Origin of the sequence: Brenneria goodwinii (assembly GCF_002291445.1) — a bacterium.
GTDB classification, from domain to species: domain Bacteria; phylum Pseudomonadota; class Gammaproteobacteria; order Enterobacterales; family Enterobacteriaceae; genus Brenneria; species Brenneria goodwinii.
Window position 1 is genome coordinate 4838791 of the sequence record NZ_CP014137.1, and the last position, 14021, is coordinate 4852811.

Here is a 14021-nt window from a genome sequence, read left to right on the forward strand (position 1 = left end):
GCATTAACCGCGTTGACTCAGGATGTCTTTTTCATAGCGACGTACGTCGTTCAGCCATTGGGCGTCGGCCGGCGCATCATGCTGGTGGCAATACATTTCCCACACCGCCTGCCACGGCAGCGATTTTTGTTCTTCGAGCAGCGCCAAACGGGCGGTGTAATCGCCCTCCAGCTCCAGTTGACGGAGTTGCGCCGTCGGCTCCAACAGCGCGCGCAGCAGGGCTTTCTTCATATTCCGGGTGCCGATGACCCAGGCGGCGATACGGTTGATGGAGGCATCAAAAAAGTCGAGGCCGATATGCACGCGATCGAAAAGATCGTGACGAATAATCTCGCTGGCGATGGCCTGGGTTTCATCATCCAGCAGTACCACATGGTCGCTGTCCCAGCGAACGGGGCGGCTGACGTGCAGCAGCAGACGCGGTACGTACAATATGGCGCTGGAAATTTTGTCGGAGATCACTTCCGTCGGGTGGAAATGGCCGGCATCCAGGCACAGTGCGGTCTGGCGGCTGGCGGCATAACCAAGGTAAAACTCGTTGGAGCCGACGGTGTAGCTTTCGGCGCCGATGCCGAACAGTTTGCTCTCTACCGCGTCGATGTGGTGCGCCGGGTTAAGTTTCTCGGCAATAATGTCGTCCAGTGAGGCAAGCAGACGCTGGCGCGGGGCAAGGCGATCTATGGTGATATCTTTCATGCCGTCCGGGATCCAGATGTTCATCACCGACGGCGTGCCGAGCTGCTCGCCGAAATAGGCGGAGACTTTGCGGCTGGCCTGGCAGTGCTCAATCCAGAACCGGCGGATTTCATCATTGGCGTGCGACAGCGTAAAGCCGTCGGCGCTCAGCGGGTGGGAGAAACATGTCGGATTAAAATCCAGCCCCATTTTGTTGTCTTTGGCCCATTCCACCCAGTTTTTAAAGTGTTCGGGTTTGATTTCGTTGCGCGCGACGGGCCTATCGGATTCCAGATAGATCGCATGCAGGTTCAACCGTTTTGGGCCGGGGATTAGGCTTAGCGCCCGGTCGAGATCGGCGCGGAGCTCGGTCGCGTTGCGCGCTTTGCCTGGGTAGTTGCCGGTGGCTTGGATGCCGCCGCTCAGGTCACCTTCCGGATTTTCAAATCCGGCGACGTCATCGCCCTGCCAGCAGTGCATCGACACCGGCAGACGATCGAGCTGGCGCATCGCCTCCTCGGCATCGACGCCGACGGCGGCAAAACGTATTTTCGCCAGTTCCCAGGCTTGATTGATATGAGTGATCATGCACAACGCTCCTTACTTGTTTGACGGTTTTGCTGAAACTGCGCGACAACACGGGCAATTTCACTCTCGGTATGGGGGGAAAAGTGGTGGAGTTCGCTATTTTTGGTTATCAGCGCGCGCAACGCGTCGACATTGGCGACTTCACCCAACGCCATCAACTGACAGCCGATGTTGCCCAGCGTGGAGGCTTCAATCGGTCCGCTAATCACCGGAATACCGCAGGCATCGGCACACAGTTGATTGAGAAAATGGTTCTGGCTGCCGCCGCCGACAATGTGCAGCGCGGTAAACGGTTTATGGCGAAGTTCAGCCAGTTCATTGAGCACGCTGGCATACGACAGCGCCAGGCTGTCAAAAATACAGCGAGCCAGTTCGCAGTCGGTTTCGGGGATTGGCTGGCGGCTTTCGCGGCACGCGGCCTGGATCTCCCGGCTCATGTTTTCCGGGTTGATAAAACGATCGTCATTGGGGTTGATCGCCGAACGGCAAACGGGGATCAGCCGGGCGCGCTGGATCAGATCGTCAAGATCGGATACCGCCATCTCTTTGGCGATCCGTTGCAGCAGCCACATCCCCATAATGTTCTTCAACACCCGATAGCGGCCTTCCGCACCGCCTTCGTTGGTTATGTTGGCGGCCAGCGCCTTGGCGCTGGTGTACGGGGTCCGGCTTTCAAAGCCGATCAGCGACCAGGTGCCGGATGAGAGATAGGCCGCATCATCGCCCGCCAGCGGGGCGGCAATCACCGCGCTGGCGGTATCGTGCGAGGCGACGGAGATCACCGGGATCTTATCGCCCGCGCGATTTACCCAATGGCCGATAACGTTGCCGGGCGGCGTAGGGGCGCCAAACCAGCGTGATGGAATCCCCGCCCAGCCGAGCAGGCGCTCGTCCCAAGCGTCGGTGTGGATATTCACCATTTGAGTGGTGGTGGCGTTGGTGTACTCCCAATTCAGCGCGCCAGTGAGGCGGAAAGCGAAATAATCCGGGATGAGCAGCGCATGGGCCGCCTGTTCACGCCATCCCGGTTGTTGCTCTGCCAGGGCGCGGAATTGATAAAGCGTATTGAACGGCAGAAACTGAATACCGCTACGGCGATAAATCTCATCGCGGCCAATTTCCTGCTGCGCGCGATCCATCACGCCATCGGTACGGTTGTCGCGGTAGGAGATCGGCAAACCGACGCGGTTTCCGTCGCGATCGATCAGCACATAATCGACACCCCAGGTGTCGATGCCGATGCTGTCAATGGAGGGATATTCGTCGCAGGCTTTCTGCAATCCGCAGCGGATTTCATTTTCCAGCTCGTCCACCTGCCAGGCGACATGACCGTCAACCGATTCCAGACAGTTGGCGAAGCGGTGGATTTCCCGCAATACCAGATTGTTACGTTTGCTGTCGTAACAGGCGAGCATGACGCGTCCGCTGGACGCGCCCAGGTCAACGGCGACACAATGTCGCGAGGATATATTGGGTCGTGGGGCCTCATTGGGGCGGAAGGGCATAATGGGTATCCTGATATCAATCACTGCCCATCAGTCTAAAAATATCCTTCTGCGCCGGCCTTCATGTTACTGACATTTCCTCTGCGTGGTTGGCAAAGGGACAAAGGTGAACGTGAGTAACCTCACAAAAAGTGACTTCATGTGGCGCATCTCCACCTGTGACGGCTACCGCATTTCCGAGTAATTTCCGGCCATTCTTGAAAATCGAACCGAGTTTGCGTGTTTTGACGTCGAAAATTTAAGGTACGGATGAGAATCGTTATCTACTATCTCACCATACGTTACGGTGGTGTTGGAGGTGATAATGACCGTTTTACGCAGCGTTGATTTTTTCCCTTCCGGCAACGCATCGGTGGCGATTGAGCCGCGGTTGCCGCAGCCGGAATTTCCTGAGCACCATCATGACTTCTACGAAATCGTGATTGTCGAACATGGTACGGGAACTCATGTCTTTAACGGCCAGCCTTATACGCTGAGCGGCGGCTCGATCTGCTTCGTGCGCGATTATGACCGGCATCTGTTTGAGCACACTGAAAATCTTTGTCTGACCAATGTGCTGTACCGCGCGCCGGACGCGTTCTGTTTCCTGGCCGGCCTGGATAAATTGCTGCCGCAGGAACAGGATGGCAATTATCCGTCCCACTGGCGGGTTAACCAGAACACGTTGCAGCAGATAAAACGGTTTATCGATCGGCTGGAAGCGCTGGGGGATGATGCCGGCACCCATGCTATCGCCGAGCGCGAAATTCTGTTTATGCAGTTGCTGGTGCTGTTGAGTAAAAGCAGCTTTGGCGACGCCGTCCATGACGACAATGGGCGTCTGAATCACCTGATCGCCTGGCTGGACGATCACTTTACCGAGACGGTTTGCTGGGAACAGCTCGCCAGCCAGTTCAACCTATCGCTGCGCACGTTACACCGGCAGCTCAAACAGCAGACCGGCCTTACGCCTCAACGTTATCTCAATCGGCTGAGGTTGATGAAAGCGCGCCATTTGCTGCGGCATAGCGATGAGAATGTTACCGATATCGCGTTCCAGTGTGGTTTTGGCGACAGTAATCATTTTTCCACTTTGTTCAAGCGTGAGTTTTCCCACTCACCACAGGCGATGCGTCTGGGCATGACGGCCAACTGACGGTAAGAATGCGAAAGGGGTCACCGTTTTTTACGGCAAAAAAGCGGATAATGATTGATGGCCTTTTGTGGGGTAATTGCCGTGACCGCTCAATTGATCCTGAAAAAAGATGACTTCTTTGCATCCGCCTCCCAGCCGGTGGCGGTGGCGGATCGCTATCCGCAAAACGTCTTTGCTGAACATACGCACGAATTTTGCGAATTGGTGTTGGTGTGGCACGGCAACGGTCTGCATGTGCTCAATGACCGGCCTTATCGGATCACCTGTGGAGATCTGTTTTATATCCGGGCGGAAGATCGTCACAGCTACGAATCGGTTAACAATTTGACCCTGCATAACATCATCTATTGCCCTGAGCGGCTGCAGTTGAATGTCGACTGGCGGGAGTTACTGCAACCTAAACTGCCGCAGGGCAGCGATCCCCGCTGGCGGCTGAGTAGTCATGGCATGGCGCAGGCACGCCAGGTGATTGGTCAGATTGAGCATGAAAGCCTAAAGCACGATCGGTTGTCCCGCTACTTTTTGGAAAGCCTGTTCCTGAATCTCACCATTACGTTGTGTCGTCACCGTTACCAACCCGTGAATGCCGACCGCCTGGCGGAAGGGGAAAAGATCGACCTGTTGATGGCGGAGCTGGGGAATAGTTTCGATAGTCCATTTAACTTTCAAGCCTTCTGCCATCAGCATCAGGTGGCAGAACGCCCGTTACGCCAGCTATTCCGCGAGCAAACCGGGATGACGATCGGCCAGTATTTGCGTCAGTTGCGAATTTGTCAGGCTAAATACCTGTTGCGTCATAATGACATGTTAATCAGCGAGATAGCCGTACATTGCGGCTTCGAGGACAGTAACTATTTCTCGGTGGTATTTACCAAGGAGACGGGGATGACGCCGCGGCTGTGGCGCCAGCAATGTGGCGTTCGATCCGCTGAGAAGGAAAAAGCGTTCTCGCGTACCGAATAGTTTTCCGCAGGGGAAATGTTGTTGCCGATATCAGACGCGGCGCCTGATATCGGCATGAGGAAACGTTATTCAAACAAGCTGCGGTGCAGCGTTTGTACTACACGTTCGGCGTCGCCGCCGGGAACCAGGAAGCACAGGTTGTTGCTGCTGGCGCCATAGCAAATCAAGCGGATACTAAACGGCTCCAGTACGCCGAAGACCTCTTTGCCCACCCCGCAGGCCTGAGAAAGTTTGTTGCCGATTAACGCCACCAGCGACAGATTCTCTTCCACTTCGACCCGGCACAGCGAAGACAGTTCGGTCAACAGCGCGCTGGACAGCAGGCTGCCGCCGGTTGAGGTTGAGCCTGTGGTATCCAGCGTCAATGCCACATTCACTTCTGAGGTGGTGATCAAATCCACCGAGATGTTATGACGGGCCAGAATGCTGAACACCTCGGCCAGGAAACCGCGCGCATGCAACATATTGAGGCTGTGCAGCGTGAGCAGCGTCTGTTTGCGGCGCAGCGCCAGCGCGCGGAATAACGGCGGGTTTTCCGTTTTGTTGCACACCAGCGTACCGCCCGCGGCGGGATCTTTACTGGAGCCGACAAACACAGGAATAGCGCTGCGCACCGCAGGCAGCAGCGTCGCCGGATGCAGCACTTTCGCGCCGAAGGTCGCCATTTCGGCCGCTTCTTCAAACATAATCTGATCGATGCGCTTGGCCGCCGGCACCACGCGCGGATCGGTGGTATAGATACCAGGAACATCGGTCCAGATATCAATACGGGCGGCATTCAGGGCTTCACCCAGCAATGCGGCGGTATAATCGCTGCCGCCGCGTCCCAGGGTGGTGGTCCGGCCTTTGGCTTCACTGCCGATAAACCCTTGTGTAATGATTAATCCTTTATCCAAACGCGGCTGCAACTGACTGCGAGTCAGTTCCCCCAATGCCGCGCAATCGGGTTCCGCGCGCCCGAAATGGTCGTTGGTGCGCATGACTTTACGGACGTCAAACCATTCGGCAATCACGTCACGCTGGCGCAGGACTTCAACAAACAGCAGCGTCGACATCAGTTCGCCATGACTGACCAATTCATCCGTCAACGCGTTTGAGGTCGCCAGGGCAGCCGCTTCAGACAACGTCGTAACATTCTCAAGCATGCGGTCGATTTCATCGCGGATCACCGCAGGTTCCGCCAGCCGATCGATGATGGCATATTGGATTTTACGAATCTGATCCAGAAGATGAAGACGTTGTTCCTGACTCTGGCCTTCTGCCAGAGCAACCAACAAATTGGTGACGCCGGCAGAGGCGGACAGCACCACAACCCGGACATCGGGGTTGGACAACACAACATCCGCGCTGTGGTTCATGGCGTCAAAATCAGCAACACTGGTGCCGCCGAATTTGGCGATAATAGTAGGGTTGGCTTGTTCGGACATTTAAAAAAACCTCGTGCAGGGGGCTATTGTTTTCATTTTAACAACAGCGGTTATTAATCAGCCTTGGCACAAGGAAAGAGCGGTAAACAGGGAGCAGGCGTAGAAAGCAAAACTACGATACACCCAGAAGCGCTCCACCTTGCTGAACGCCCTTCTGGGCGAACCGGGTGACAACCCAGGGGATTCAGCCCCTGCGGTCGATGAAGTGAACGCCGTATTTTCATTTCATCTCGGCATCGCTCCCCCTCGGATATCATCTGCGGACTACGGATCCTCCGATATCTTACCTGGGCGACGCGCCTCTTCTGGCTTGCGCGCTGGAAGCGCAAGTACGTCGTTACAAATAGCGGGTTCTCCCGCGGCTGTCAATAAACAAACGCCGCAGATGTGCATTTATCAAGAAAAGGGATCTCAATTGGCGATTTACGGGATACAATCGAATAAGCGATTTTTGATTTTATTCTCGGAGAGAAGATCATTGTTATGAAAAATATCAATCCAAGCCAAACCGCCGCATGGCAAGCATTACAACAGCATTTTGACGTGATGAAAGATGTGCAGATCAAAGACTTATTTGCTCAGGATAGTCAGCGTTTTGAGCATTTTTCCGCCACTTTCGGCGATCAGATGCTGCTGGATTACTCTAAAAACCGCATTACGGCGGAAACCTTGGAGAAACTTCAGGCGTTGGCGCGGGAAACCGATCTGGCCGGCGCGATTAAATCTATGTTTGCCGGCGAAAAAATTAACCGGACCGAAGGCCGTGCGGTACTGCACGTCGCACTGCGTAACCGCAGCAACACGCCGATTCTGGTTGATGGCAAAGACGTGATGCCAGAGGTGAACGCCGTTCTGGAAAAAATGAAGAAATTCAGCGAACGCGTCATCGGCGGCGAATGGAAAGGCTATACCGGCAAGGCGATTACCGACGTGGTTAACATCGGTATCGGCGGCTCCGATCTGGGCCCGTATATGGTGACTGAAGCGCTGAAACCGTATAAAAATCATCTGAATATGCATTTCGTCTCCAACGTTGACGGCACGCATATCGCTGAAACGCTGAAGCCGCTTAATCCTGAAACCACGCTGTTCCTGGTGGCGTCCAAAACCTTTACCACGCAGGAAACCATGACCAATGCGCACAGCGCGCGTGACTGGTTCTTGAAAACCGCGCAAGACGAAAAACATGTGGCGAAACACTTTGCCGCACTGTCTACCAATGCCAAAGCCGTCGGCGATTTTGGCATTGATACCGACAACATGTTTGAGTTCTGGGACTGGGTCGGCGGACGTTATTCCCTGTGGTCGGCGATTGGTTTGTCCATCATCCTTTCCCTGGGATTTGAGAATTTTGAACAGCTGCTCAGCGGCGCTCATGCCATGGACAAACACTTCGCCTCCACCCCTGCGGAGCAAAACCTGCCGGTGCTGCTGGCATTAATCGGTATCTGGTACAACAATTTTTTCGGCGCCGAAACGGAAGCCATTCTGCCGTACGACCAATATATGCATCGTTTCGCCGCCTATTTCCAACAGGGGAATATGGAGTCCAACGGTAAATATGTCGATCGCAACGGCAATCCGGTTGATTATCAAACCGGCCCGATTATCTGGGGCGAGCCGGGAACGAACGGCCAGCATGCGTTTTATCAACTGATCCATCAGGGCACCAAACTGGTTCCCTGCGATTTCATCGCGCCGGCGATAAGCCACAATCCGTTAAGCGATCATCACAGCAAACTGCTGTCTAACTTCTTCGCGCAGACGGAAGCGCTGGCGTTCGGCAAGAGCCGCGACGTGGTGGAAGCCGAGTTTGCCGCCGCCGGTAAAACGGCGAAAGAGGTTGAACACGTTGCGCCGTTCAAAGTCTTTGAAGGCAACCGTCCGACCAACTCTATTCTGCTGCGTGAGATCACGCCGTACAGCCTGGGCTTGTTGATCGCGCTATACGAACACAAAATCTTTACCCAGGGCGCCATCCTGAACATCTTCACGTTTGACCAGTGGGGGGTGGAATTGGGTAAACAGTTGGCGAACCGTATTTTGCCAGAGCTGCAAGATGCAAAAGAAGTCAGCAGCCATGACAGTTCGACCAACGGCCTGATTAACCGTTTCAAACAATGGCGCGCTTAAGTCGTCAATAGCGAAAAAGGCGGGAATTACCCGCCTTTTTCATGTTGCGCCGTCGTACGACAATCAAAGATTAATCGGTATTTCCACACTCAGCCCGGCGCCAAGATCGTCGCTGCTGCTGTTATTGCTATCGGTGTACCACACGCTGGTATCAAACTTCACCTTTGACTGGAAGTCATAACCCCAGCCCAACTCGACGCCCTTCAGCGTATCGGACTGCGGGAAGGCTTTATTGATACTCTGATCGTTCGGATTCACCCTGGCGTAAGTGACGCGGGTGCTCCAGCGTTGTCCGTCATCCAGCGCCAGTTCCACCTTCCCGGAGAGTATCCGGCCATCGCCTCCCATGGCGTGCCCTAATGGATAACCCTGCTGGTAGTAACCGTCTTTATAGATATGGTGAGCGTAGATATAGTTTAAGCGGGAATCATTTGCACGAGTGGTTGCGCCTTCAACGTACCAGTTGATGGTGGAGGTTCCCCATTCAGGATGGCCTTCCAGACCGAGAAGATACGTGTTTTGAGACGGCAGCATGCCTGCTTCATCCTCACCGACCAATTGGCCGTACACGCTGACGGGCAGGCCGGTTAACCGCTGTAGTTTCAGCTTAAAGTCAAAGCCCGCCAACTGGTTGCCTGGTTCGTTTTCGCTACCGGTATTATCTTTCCCAGCGACGCCGTCCCAGAACGATCCCCATGACTGAGGCCGGCCCTCTCCGCCCCACATCATAATGCGCGAGGCGCCGAGTTCAATGAAATCGGTCGGCATGAGCGTCAGTCGTCCACCGATCAGCTTGGTTTCAGGCACGGCGTAGTATTGTTCAAGCTGACCGGCGGAAAGCTGATACTGCCAGCGGCCTATCCAGGAAAGCCACGGTGTTTCAAAGGGCGATTGATCGGCTCGCTGTAGTATAAAACCGGTGACCGGACGCGCGGCATCCGAACGGATTAAACTGCCATCATAGCCCGGCCCCCACCATTGGGCGACTTTGCCGAATGACAGCCATTGATTGAAAATTTTAACCGCGCCGTAGGAGCCGTCCATATTCCAGCGGGATTGATCCTTAATGCGTTGGTCGCCTTCGACGGTGCCTTTAAGGTTGACATCCCAGAACTCATCACTGGCTCCAGCGGCGACGGAAAGGGCATGATCTCTGGCGTGGGTGCCGCCAAAGCCCTGCGGTAGCCCCGGTTTGTCGGTCGAGGTATAGCCAGTAATGCGAACATTGGCTTTCAGGTTGTTGATACGCTGCTCAACCCGGCTAATCACATTCTTTTCCGTATTGGTAACGGGTTTCGCCTTTGCAAGAACGGTGGTTATTTCTTCCTGGCTGAGCGGCCAGGTGGAGAGGCTAACGTTAATTACGCCGCGATCTGAAAGCCATGCCAGATCGTTACGAAGGGTATTATCTGTGGTAATTAAGCCAGAGGCCTGGCTGACCGATACGCATAGAAACATGCAGCCGGCCGTCAGTAATATTTTTTTTGTGCACATATTATCGATGTCCTTAAATGGCAAGACGTTGGCCTGCTATTTCTCGTTTTATTAAAGAATTAAACGAAATCGTGTGTTCCGTTGTTTAATTCGACAGATTGGCCATGGAGAGTGTGTATAACAGGCAGGAACAGCTATAGCTTATGTAAAACTGCGCTTTTAATCCGGTTATTAATATGCGCCTTACTTGATTTATAGCCTTTTCAGACAAGACCTAACCTTGCGCCTGGGTGGGAACCTAAGACTCGGCAATATTTTTTCATTTACTATCAGTTCATTGAACGATGAATCATCTTCGTTGGCTTTTAAGGTATAAAATGTGATAGTGGCATTTATAACAATGGGTGTAGTCAGAAATCTTGCATCGCAGGACGATGAATCCCGGCGTATTTTGTATTTTAATATCATGGAGGGGAAAATGAGGACCCGCATATTACTCGGTCTTTCTGCTGCCGTGTTACTGGCAGGATGCAGTACAGCCAATCAGCTAAGCTCCGCAGGGCAAGCGGTGACGTTTACGGATACGAAGCCGGGCAACGAATGCCAATTGATCGGCCAGGTCAGCGGCAGCCAGCAAAACTGGTTATCCGGCAATAATAATGACGGCAGTTCGATGCGTGGCGCAGCGAATGATTTACGCAATAAAGCGGCGGCCATGGGTGGGAATACCATCTATGGCGCGACCAGCCCGAGCTCAACCTTATTGTCGAATTTTGTTCCATTGGACAGCAAGATGGTCGGCACCGTTTATAAATGCCCGTAGGACAATATAGCCGCGGCACGACGGCCCGGTGAATGTTCGCCGGGTTTGGTTTTATCTGCCTACTGGCTTTGCTTCAGCCCTAAATCCAACGGTGTTTTACTGGCTTCACCGCCAATTTCCCGCGCCAGACGGGGAACCAGATAGCCAGATACTTTCGTCAGTAGCGTTTTGACCAGCGTGCGCGCTTCCTCATCACCGACCAGAAAATGCGCGGCGCCCTGAACTTTATCCAGTACGTGGAGATAGTAGGGGAGAATGCCGGCATCAAACAGGGCGTTACTTAACTCTGCCAGCGTATCCGCGTTGTCATTAACGCCGCGCAACAGGACGCTTTGGTTCAGCAGTGTGACGCCCGCATGGCGTAAACGAACCATACTTTGTGTTAAATCAGGATCGATTTCCTGCGCATGGTTAATATGTGTGACCAGCAACACCTGAAGCGATGTTTGTGACAGGCGTTGGCACAACGCTTCAGTGATGCGTGCCGGAATGACCACCGGTAAACGGCTGTGGATGCGCAGGCGTTTCAGGTGAGGAATTTTTTCCAGTTCGGTTATCAGCCAGTCAAGCTCATGGTCTTTTGCCATCAACGGATCGCCGCCGGAAAAAATGATTTCATCCAGTTCGGCATGTTGCCGTATGTACTCCAGCGCCTGACGCCAGTTTGATTTATTTCCCTGATTTTCCTGATAGGGAAAATGTCTGCGGAAACAATAGCGGCAGTTAACCGCACAGGCGCCTTTGATCAGCAGCAGCGCTCGATTGTGGTACTTGTGGAGCAATCCCGGCACCACGCTATGCTGTTCATCCAATGGGTCGTGAGTGAATCCCGGCGCGGCAATGAACTCTTCGCGTGCGGTTAAAACCTGTAATAGAAGCGGATCCCGCGCATTTCCCTTTTGCATGCGGGCAGCAAACGCGCGTGGTACGCGCAGGGGGAAAAGTCTACGGGCATCAGACCCTTGCCGAAGCTCGGCATGGTGATTCAGCGCCAGAAGTTGCAGTAATTCGTCAGGATCGGTAATTACGTCCGCAAGTTGCTGCAACCAATCTTCTCTGGAAGGTATATTTAGGGTTACAATGTGTGCCATTTTTTGGCTTAGTACCAGTATCAATTTATAGAGGGCCTTTATGGCGACTTATTTTAGCAACGATTTCCGTTCCGGTCTTAAAATCATGTTAGACGGCGAGCCTTACGCTATCGAATCGAGCGAGTTCGTTAAACCGGGTAAAGGCCAGGCTTTCGCTCGTGTGAAAATGCGTCGTTTACTGACCGGTAAACTGATTGAAAAAACCTTCAAATCCACCGATTCCGCCGAAGGCGCTGATGTTGTGGATATGAACCTGACATATTTGTACAACGACGGCGAGTTCTGGCATTTCATGAACAATGAAACGTTCGAACAATTAGCCGCGGATGAAAAAGCGGTTGGCGACAATGCTAAATGGCTGCTCGATCAGGCCGAGTGCATTGTAACGCTGTGGAACGGTCAGCCTATCGCCGTAACGCCACCGAACTTTGTGGAACTGGAAATTGTCGATACCGATCCGGGCCTGAAAGGCGACACTGCCGGTACGGGCGGTAAACCTGCGACGCTGACCACCGGCGCAGTGGTTAAAGTGCCGTTGTTCGTGCAGATCGGCGAAGTGATTAAAGTCGATACCCGTTCAGGTGAATACGTATCTCGCGTTAAATAATCCGCTTTTTGAAAAAAGCCGCCGCCATTTCTGGCGGTTTTTTTTCGCCTGAATCCGCCGAAACGCCATTAATCTAAAAAATCCGCTAACGCCGCTAATTTTGACTATGCTTAAAGGGATCGCTTTGCCGATCGCTAAAACGTTTATTCTTCATTAAGAAGGAATTGATGATGTTAAAGAAAAGCCTGGTTGCTATTTTCTCTGTATTAATCTTATCCGCCGTCGTTGGATGTAACACAACGCGCGGCATTGGGCAGGATGTTGAATCCGGTGGGAAGGCGATACAGCGTAGCGCACAGTAAGCTCAACTCATCATTAACATATGTCTCTGACGTTAAATGGGAAAAGCCGTAATATGAAAACAGTCGTTCTCTTTCCGTTTTCCTATTACGAGAATAATGCTGGTTGAAAAAGGCTTTTCCCATCCATTTGCGCCATTATATTCCGGTAAATCTAATTAAGGCTTGAGAGAAAGAGAGAACAGGCATGAGATAATAAATCCTCATATAGCCCCCGGCAGGTATGGACTTTCTCCACCGGCTAAGTAAATACAACAACGCGCCATAGGCGATGCCAAATAAAGGCATGTATAGCGTGAATGTTTTAAATTGGAATAGATATCCATACAGTATCCAGCAAAAAAATAGCGCTATAATTGCTCTTTTCGATGAGGCGGGGAAATTTTCCCTGCCATGGCGCTATATATTGCCGCCACGATAATAAAGCTCATCCATGAGAATGACTCGTTCACGTAACAAAACCCATATTGCGTATAAGATACGTCTCTGAATTATTTCTGTGAGACTGCAGGTGACACAATTAAAAACGGCCTGCACAGGGCAGACCGTTAATTGCAGAGCAATCAGTTTACAGCGTGACCACGCCAATAATGGTGACGACGCTCAAGATAGCCGCCAGACCATAGAAAACCCATTTCCCGGCGGGAATGTGAATTTTCACATCGTGCATAGAGTGGTGAATACGGTGTAAGCCGCACCAGATGGGCAGAATAATCATCAGCAGCAGGAATACACGGCCGATAAAACTCTGGCTGAACGCGATGATGCGTTCATAGCTCAGCGCTTCCGGGAACAGGCCGAGTGGCAGCAGAATACCGACCAACAAGATGATAACCGGAGAGAAAATGGCGCTCCACATACCACCTGCGCCGAATAATCCCCAGAAAGGCGGTTCATCGGAACGTTTTGGCATTTGATTAATCACGTTATTCCTCCTGATCAGAATAGTAAGGCGATAGCCAGAATGACCAGCGTTACTACAATGGTGACTACCCAAAGCCCTTTAACAATCGGCTCTGGCCCCATTTTTTCGTCTTTCACCACGATGTTGGAGGCTTTCGGCGCCAGGTCAAACCAGGTTTTGGTTTGCAGCACCGCGGCCAGCAAGGCGATGATATTGATGAGCAGCACCAGTGGATTCTGTAGGAAGCCAACAAAGTGCGCCCAGCTTTCCGGACCATTCTTCAGAGAGAATACACCGCACATCAGTACGATGCTGAACCAGACAGCAGGCACGGCCGTACCTTCACGCAGCATATAAAAGCGGTAAAAACCCAGCTTTTTCCACCAGGATGGCGACATGTCGCGGACATACGCTTTACGTTTGGATGTCATTATTGT

General features: G+C 52.8%; 13 protein-coding genes and 1 riboswitch. Of the genes, 6 read left to right on the forward strand and 7 right to left on the reverse strand.

All coding sequences use genetic code 11. The annotated features are described in order from the left end of the window. Positions 1 to 3: 3 nt before the first annotated feature. Complete coding sequence (rhaA, locus tag ACN28R_RS21590) at positions 4 to 1263, reverse strand: L-rhamnose isomerase (RefSeq protein WP_095835430.1); 1260 nt, start codon at positions 1261 to 1263, stop codon at positions 4 to 6. Then, the gene (rhaB, locus tag ACN28R_RS21595; RefSeq protein WP_095835870.1) at positions 1260 to 2732 is read right to left on the reverse strand and encodes a rhamnulokinase; all 1473 of its coding nucleotides are present in this window, start codon (positions 2730 to 2732) and stop codon (positions 1260 to 1262) included. The genes rhaA and rhaB overlap by 4 nt, the downstream gene beginning before the upstream one ends. 340 nt (positions 2733 to 3072) lie before the next feature. Here rhaB and rhaS point away from each other — a divergent pair, with 340 nt between their 5' ends. Then, entirely contained in the window at positions 3073 to 3903 is an 831-nt protein-coding gene (rhaS, locus tag ACN28R_RS21600; RefSeq protein WP_048637282.1) for an HTH-type transcriptional activator RhaS, read from the forward strand. 81 nt (positions 3904 to 3984) lie between these two features. Then, entirely contained in the window at positions 3985 to 4866 is an 882-nt protein-coding gene (gene rhaR, locus ACN28R_RS21605; protein ID WP_048639776.1) for an HTH-type transcriptional activator RhaR, read from the forward strand. Positions 4867 to 4931: 65 nt separating this feature from the next. Here rhaR and lysC read toward each other — a convergent pair whose 3' ends face one another. Beyond that, positions 4932 to 6293 carry a lysine-sensitive aspartokinase 3 gene (gene lysC, locus ACN28R_RS21610; RefSeq protein WP_048637283.1) on the reverse strand — a complete coding sequence of 454 codons (1362 nt, stop codon included), beginning with the start codon at positions 6291 to 6293 and terminating at the stop codon, positions 4932 to 4934. A 119-nt stretch (positions 6294 to 6412) separates the two neighbouring features. Continuing rightward, positions 6413 to 6606: riboswitch (Lysine riboswitch) on the reverse strand. A 170-nt stretch (positions 6607 to 6776) separates the two neighbouring features. Between lysC and pgi the strand changes: the two genes are divergently transcribed. Continuing rightward, positions 6777 to 8426: a glucose-6-phosphate isomerase gene (gene pgi / locus ACN28R_RS21615; protein WP_048637284.1), complete on the forward strand. Its 1650-nt coding sequence runs from the start codon at positions 6777 to 6779 to the stop codon at positions 8424 to 8426. A gap of 63 nt (positions 8427 to 8489) precedes the next feature. Here the strand turns inward: pgi and ACN28R_RS21620 are convergent, their stop codons facing one another. Next, positions 8490 to 9884, reverse strand: a complete 1395-nt coding sequence (locus ACN28R_RS21620; protein ID WP_236840256.1) for a capsule assembly Wzi family protein — start codon at positions 9882 to 9884, stop codon at positions 8490 to 8492. 454 nt (positions 9885 to 10338) lie between these two features. Here ACN28R_RS21620 and ACN28R_RS21625 point away from each other — a divergent pair, with 454 nt between their 5' ends. Beyond that, the gene (locus ACN28R_RS21625) at positions 10339 to 10683 is read left to right on the forward strand and encodes a DUF4156 domain-containing protein (RefSeq protein WP_048637286.1); all 345 of its coding nucleotides are present in this window, start codon (positions 10339 to 10341) and stop codon (positions 10681 to 10683) included. A 59-nt stretch (positions 10684 to 10742) separates the two neighbouring features. Here the strand turns inward: ACN28R_RS21625 and epmB are convergent, their stop codons facing one another. After that, the gene (gene epmB, locus ACN28R_RS21630) at positions 10743 to 11774 is read right to left on the reverse strand and encodes an EF-P beta-lysylation protein EpmB (protein WP_095835432.1); all 1032 of its coding nucleotides are present in this window, start codon (positions 11772 to 11774) and stop codon (positions 10743 to 10745) included. 40 nt (positions 11775 to 11814) lie between these two features. On the opposite strand from epmB, the gene efp reads away from it, so the two are divergent. Together efp and ACN28R_RS21640 are read left to right on the forward strand one after the other, a co-directional pair. After that, a complete protein-coding gene (gene efp / locus ACN28R_RS21635; protein WP_048637288.1) occupies positions 11815 to 12381 on the forward strand; it encodes an elongation factor P in 567 nt (188 codons plus the stop codon). A gap of 170 nt (positions 12382 to 12551) precedes the next feature. Next, positions 12552 to 12683, forward strand: coding sequence for an entericidin A/B family lipoprotein (locus tag ACN28R_RS21640; RefSeq protein WP_048637289.1), 132 nt, complete (start codon positions 12552 to 12554; stop codon positions 12681 to 12683). 565 nt (positions 12684 to 13248) lie between these two features. Here ACN28R_RS21640 and frdD read toward each other — a convergent pair. Further along, a complete protein-coding gene (frdD, locus tag ACN28R_RS21645; RefSeq protein ID WP_048637290.1) occupies positions 13249 to 13605 on the reverse strand; it encodes a fumarate reductase subunit FrdD in 357 nt (118 codons plus the stop codon). A gap of 14 nt (positions 13606 to 13619) precedes the next feature. Then, positions 13620 to 14015, reverse strand: a complete 396-nt coding sequence (frdC, locus tag ACN28R_RS21650; RefSeq protein WP_048637291.1) for a fumarate reductase subunit FrdC — start codon at positions 14013 to 14015, stop codon at positions 13620 to 13622. Positions 14016 to 14021 lie beyond the last annotated feature (6 nt).

Excerpts from the sequence above, each read along its gene's own strand:
- efp (WP_048637288.1), top strand. The coding sequence starts at position 11,815 with ATGGCGACTTATTTTAGCAACGATTTCCGTTCCGGTCTTAAAATCATG.
- pgi (WP_048637284.1), top strand. The coding sequence starts at position 6,777 with ATGAAAAATATCAATCCAAGCCAAACCGCCGCATGGCAAGCATTACAA.
- ACN28R_RS21620 (WP_236840256.1), bottom strand. The coding sequence starts at position 9,884 with ATGTTTCTATGCGTATCGGTCAGCCAGGCCTCTGGCTTAATTACCACA.
- frdC (WP_048637291.1), bottom strand. The coding sequence starts at position 14,015 with ATGACATCCAAACGTAAAGCGTATGTCCGCGACATGTCGCCATCCTGG.
- epmB (WP_095835432.1), bottom strand. The coding sequence starts at position 11,774 with ATGGCACACATTGTAACCCTAAATATACCTTCCAGAGAAGATTGGTTG.
- rhaS (WP_048637282.1), top strand. The coding sequence starts at position 3,073 with ATGACCGTTTTACGCAGCGTTGATTTTTTCCCTTCCGGCAACGCATCG.
- rhaA (WP_095835430.1), bottom strand. The coding sequence starts at position 1,263 with ATGATCACTCATATCAATCAAGCCTGGGAACTGGCGAAAATACGTTTT.
- ACN28R_RS21625 (WP_048637286.1), top strand. The coding sequence starts at position 10,339 with ATGAGGACCCGCATATTACTCGGTCTTTCTGCTGCCGTGTTACTGGCA.
- ACN28R_RS21640 (WP_048637289.1), top strand. The coding sequence starts at position 12,552 with ATGTTAAAGAAAAGCCTGGTTGCTATTTTCTCTGTATTAATCTTATCC.
- lysC (WP_048637283.1), bottom strand. The coding sequence starts at position 6,293 with ATGTCCGAACAAGCCAACCCTACTATTATCGCCAAATTCGGCGGCACC.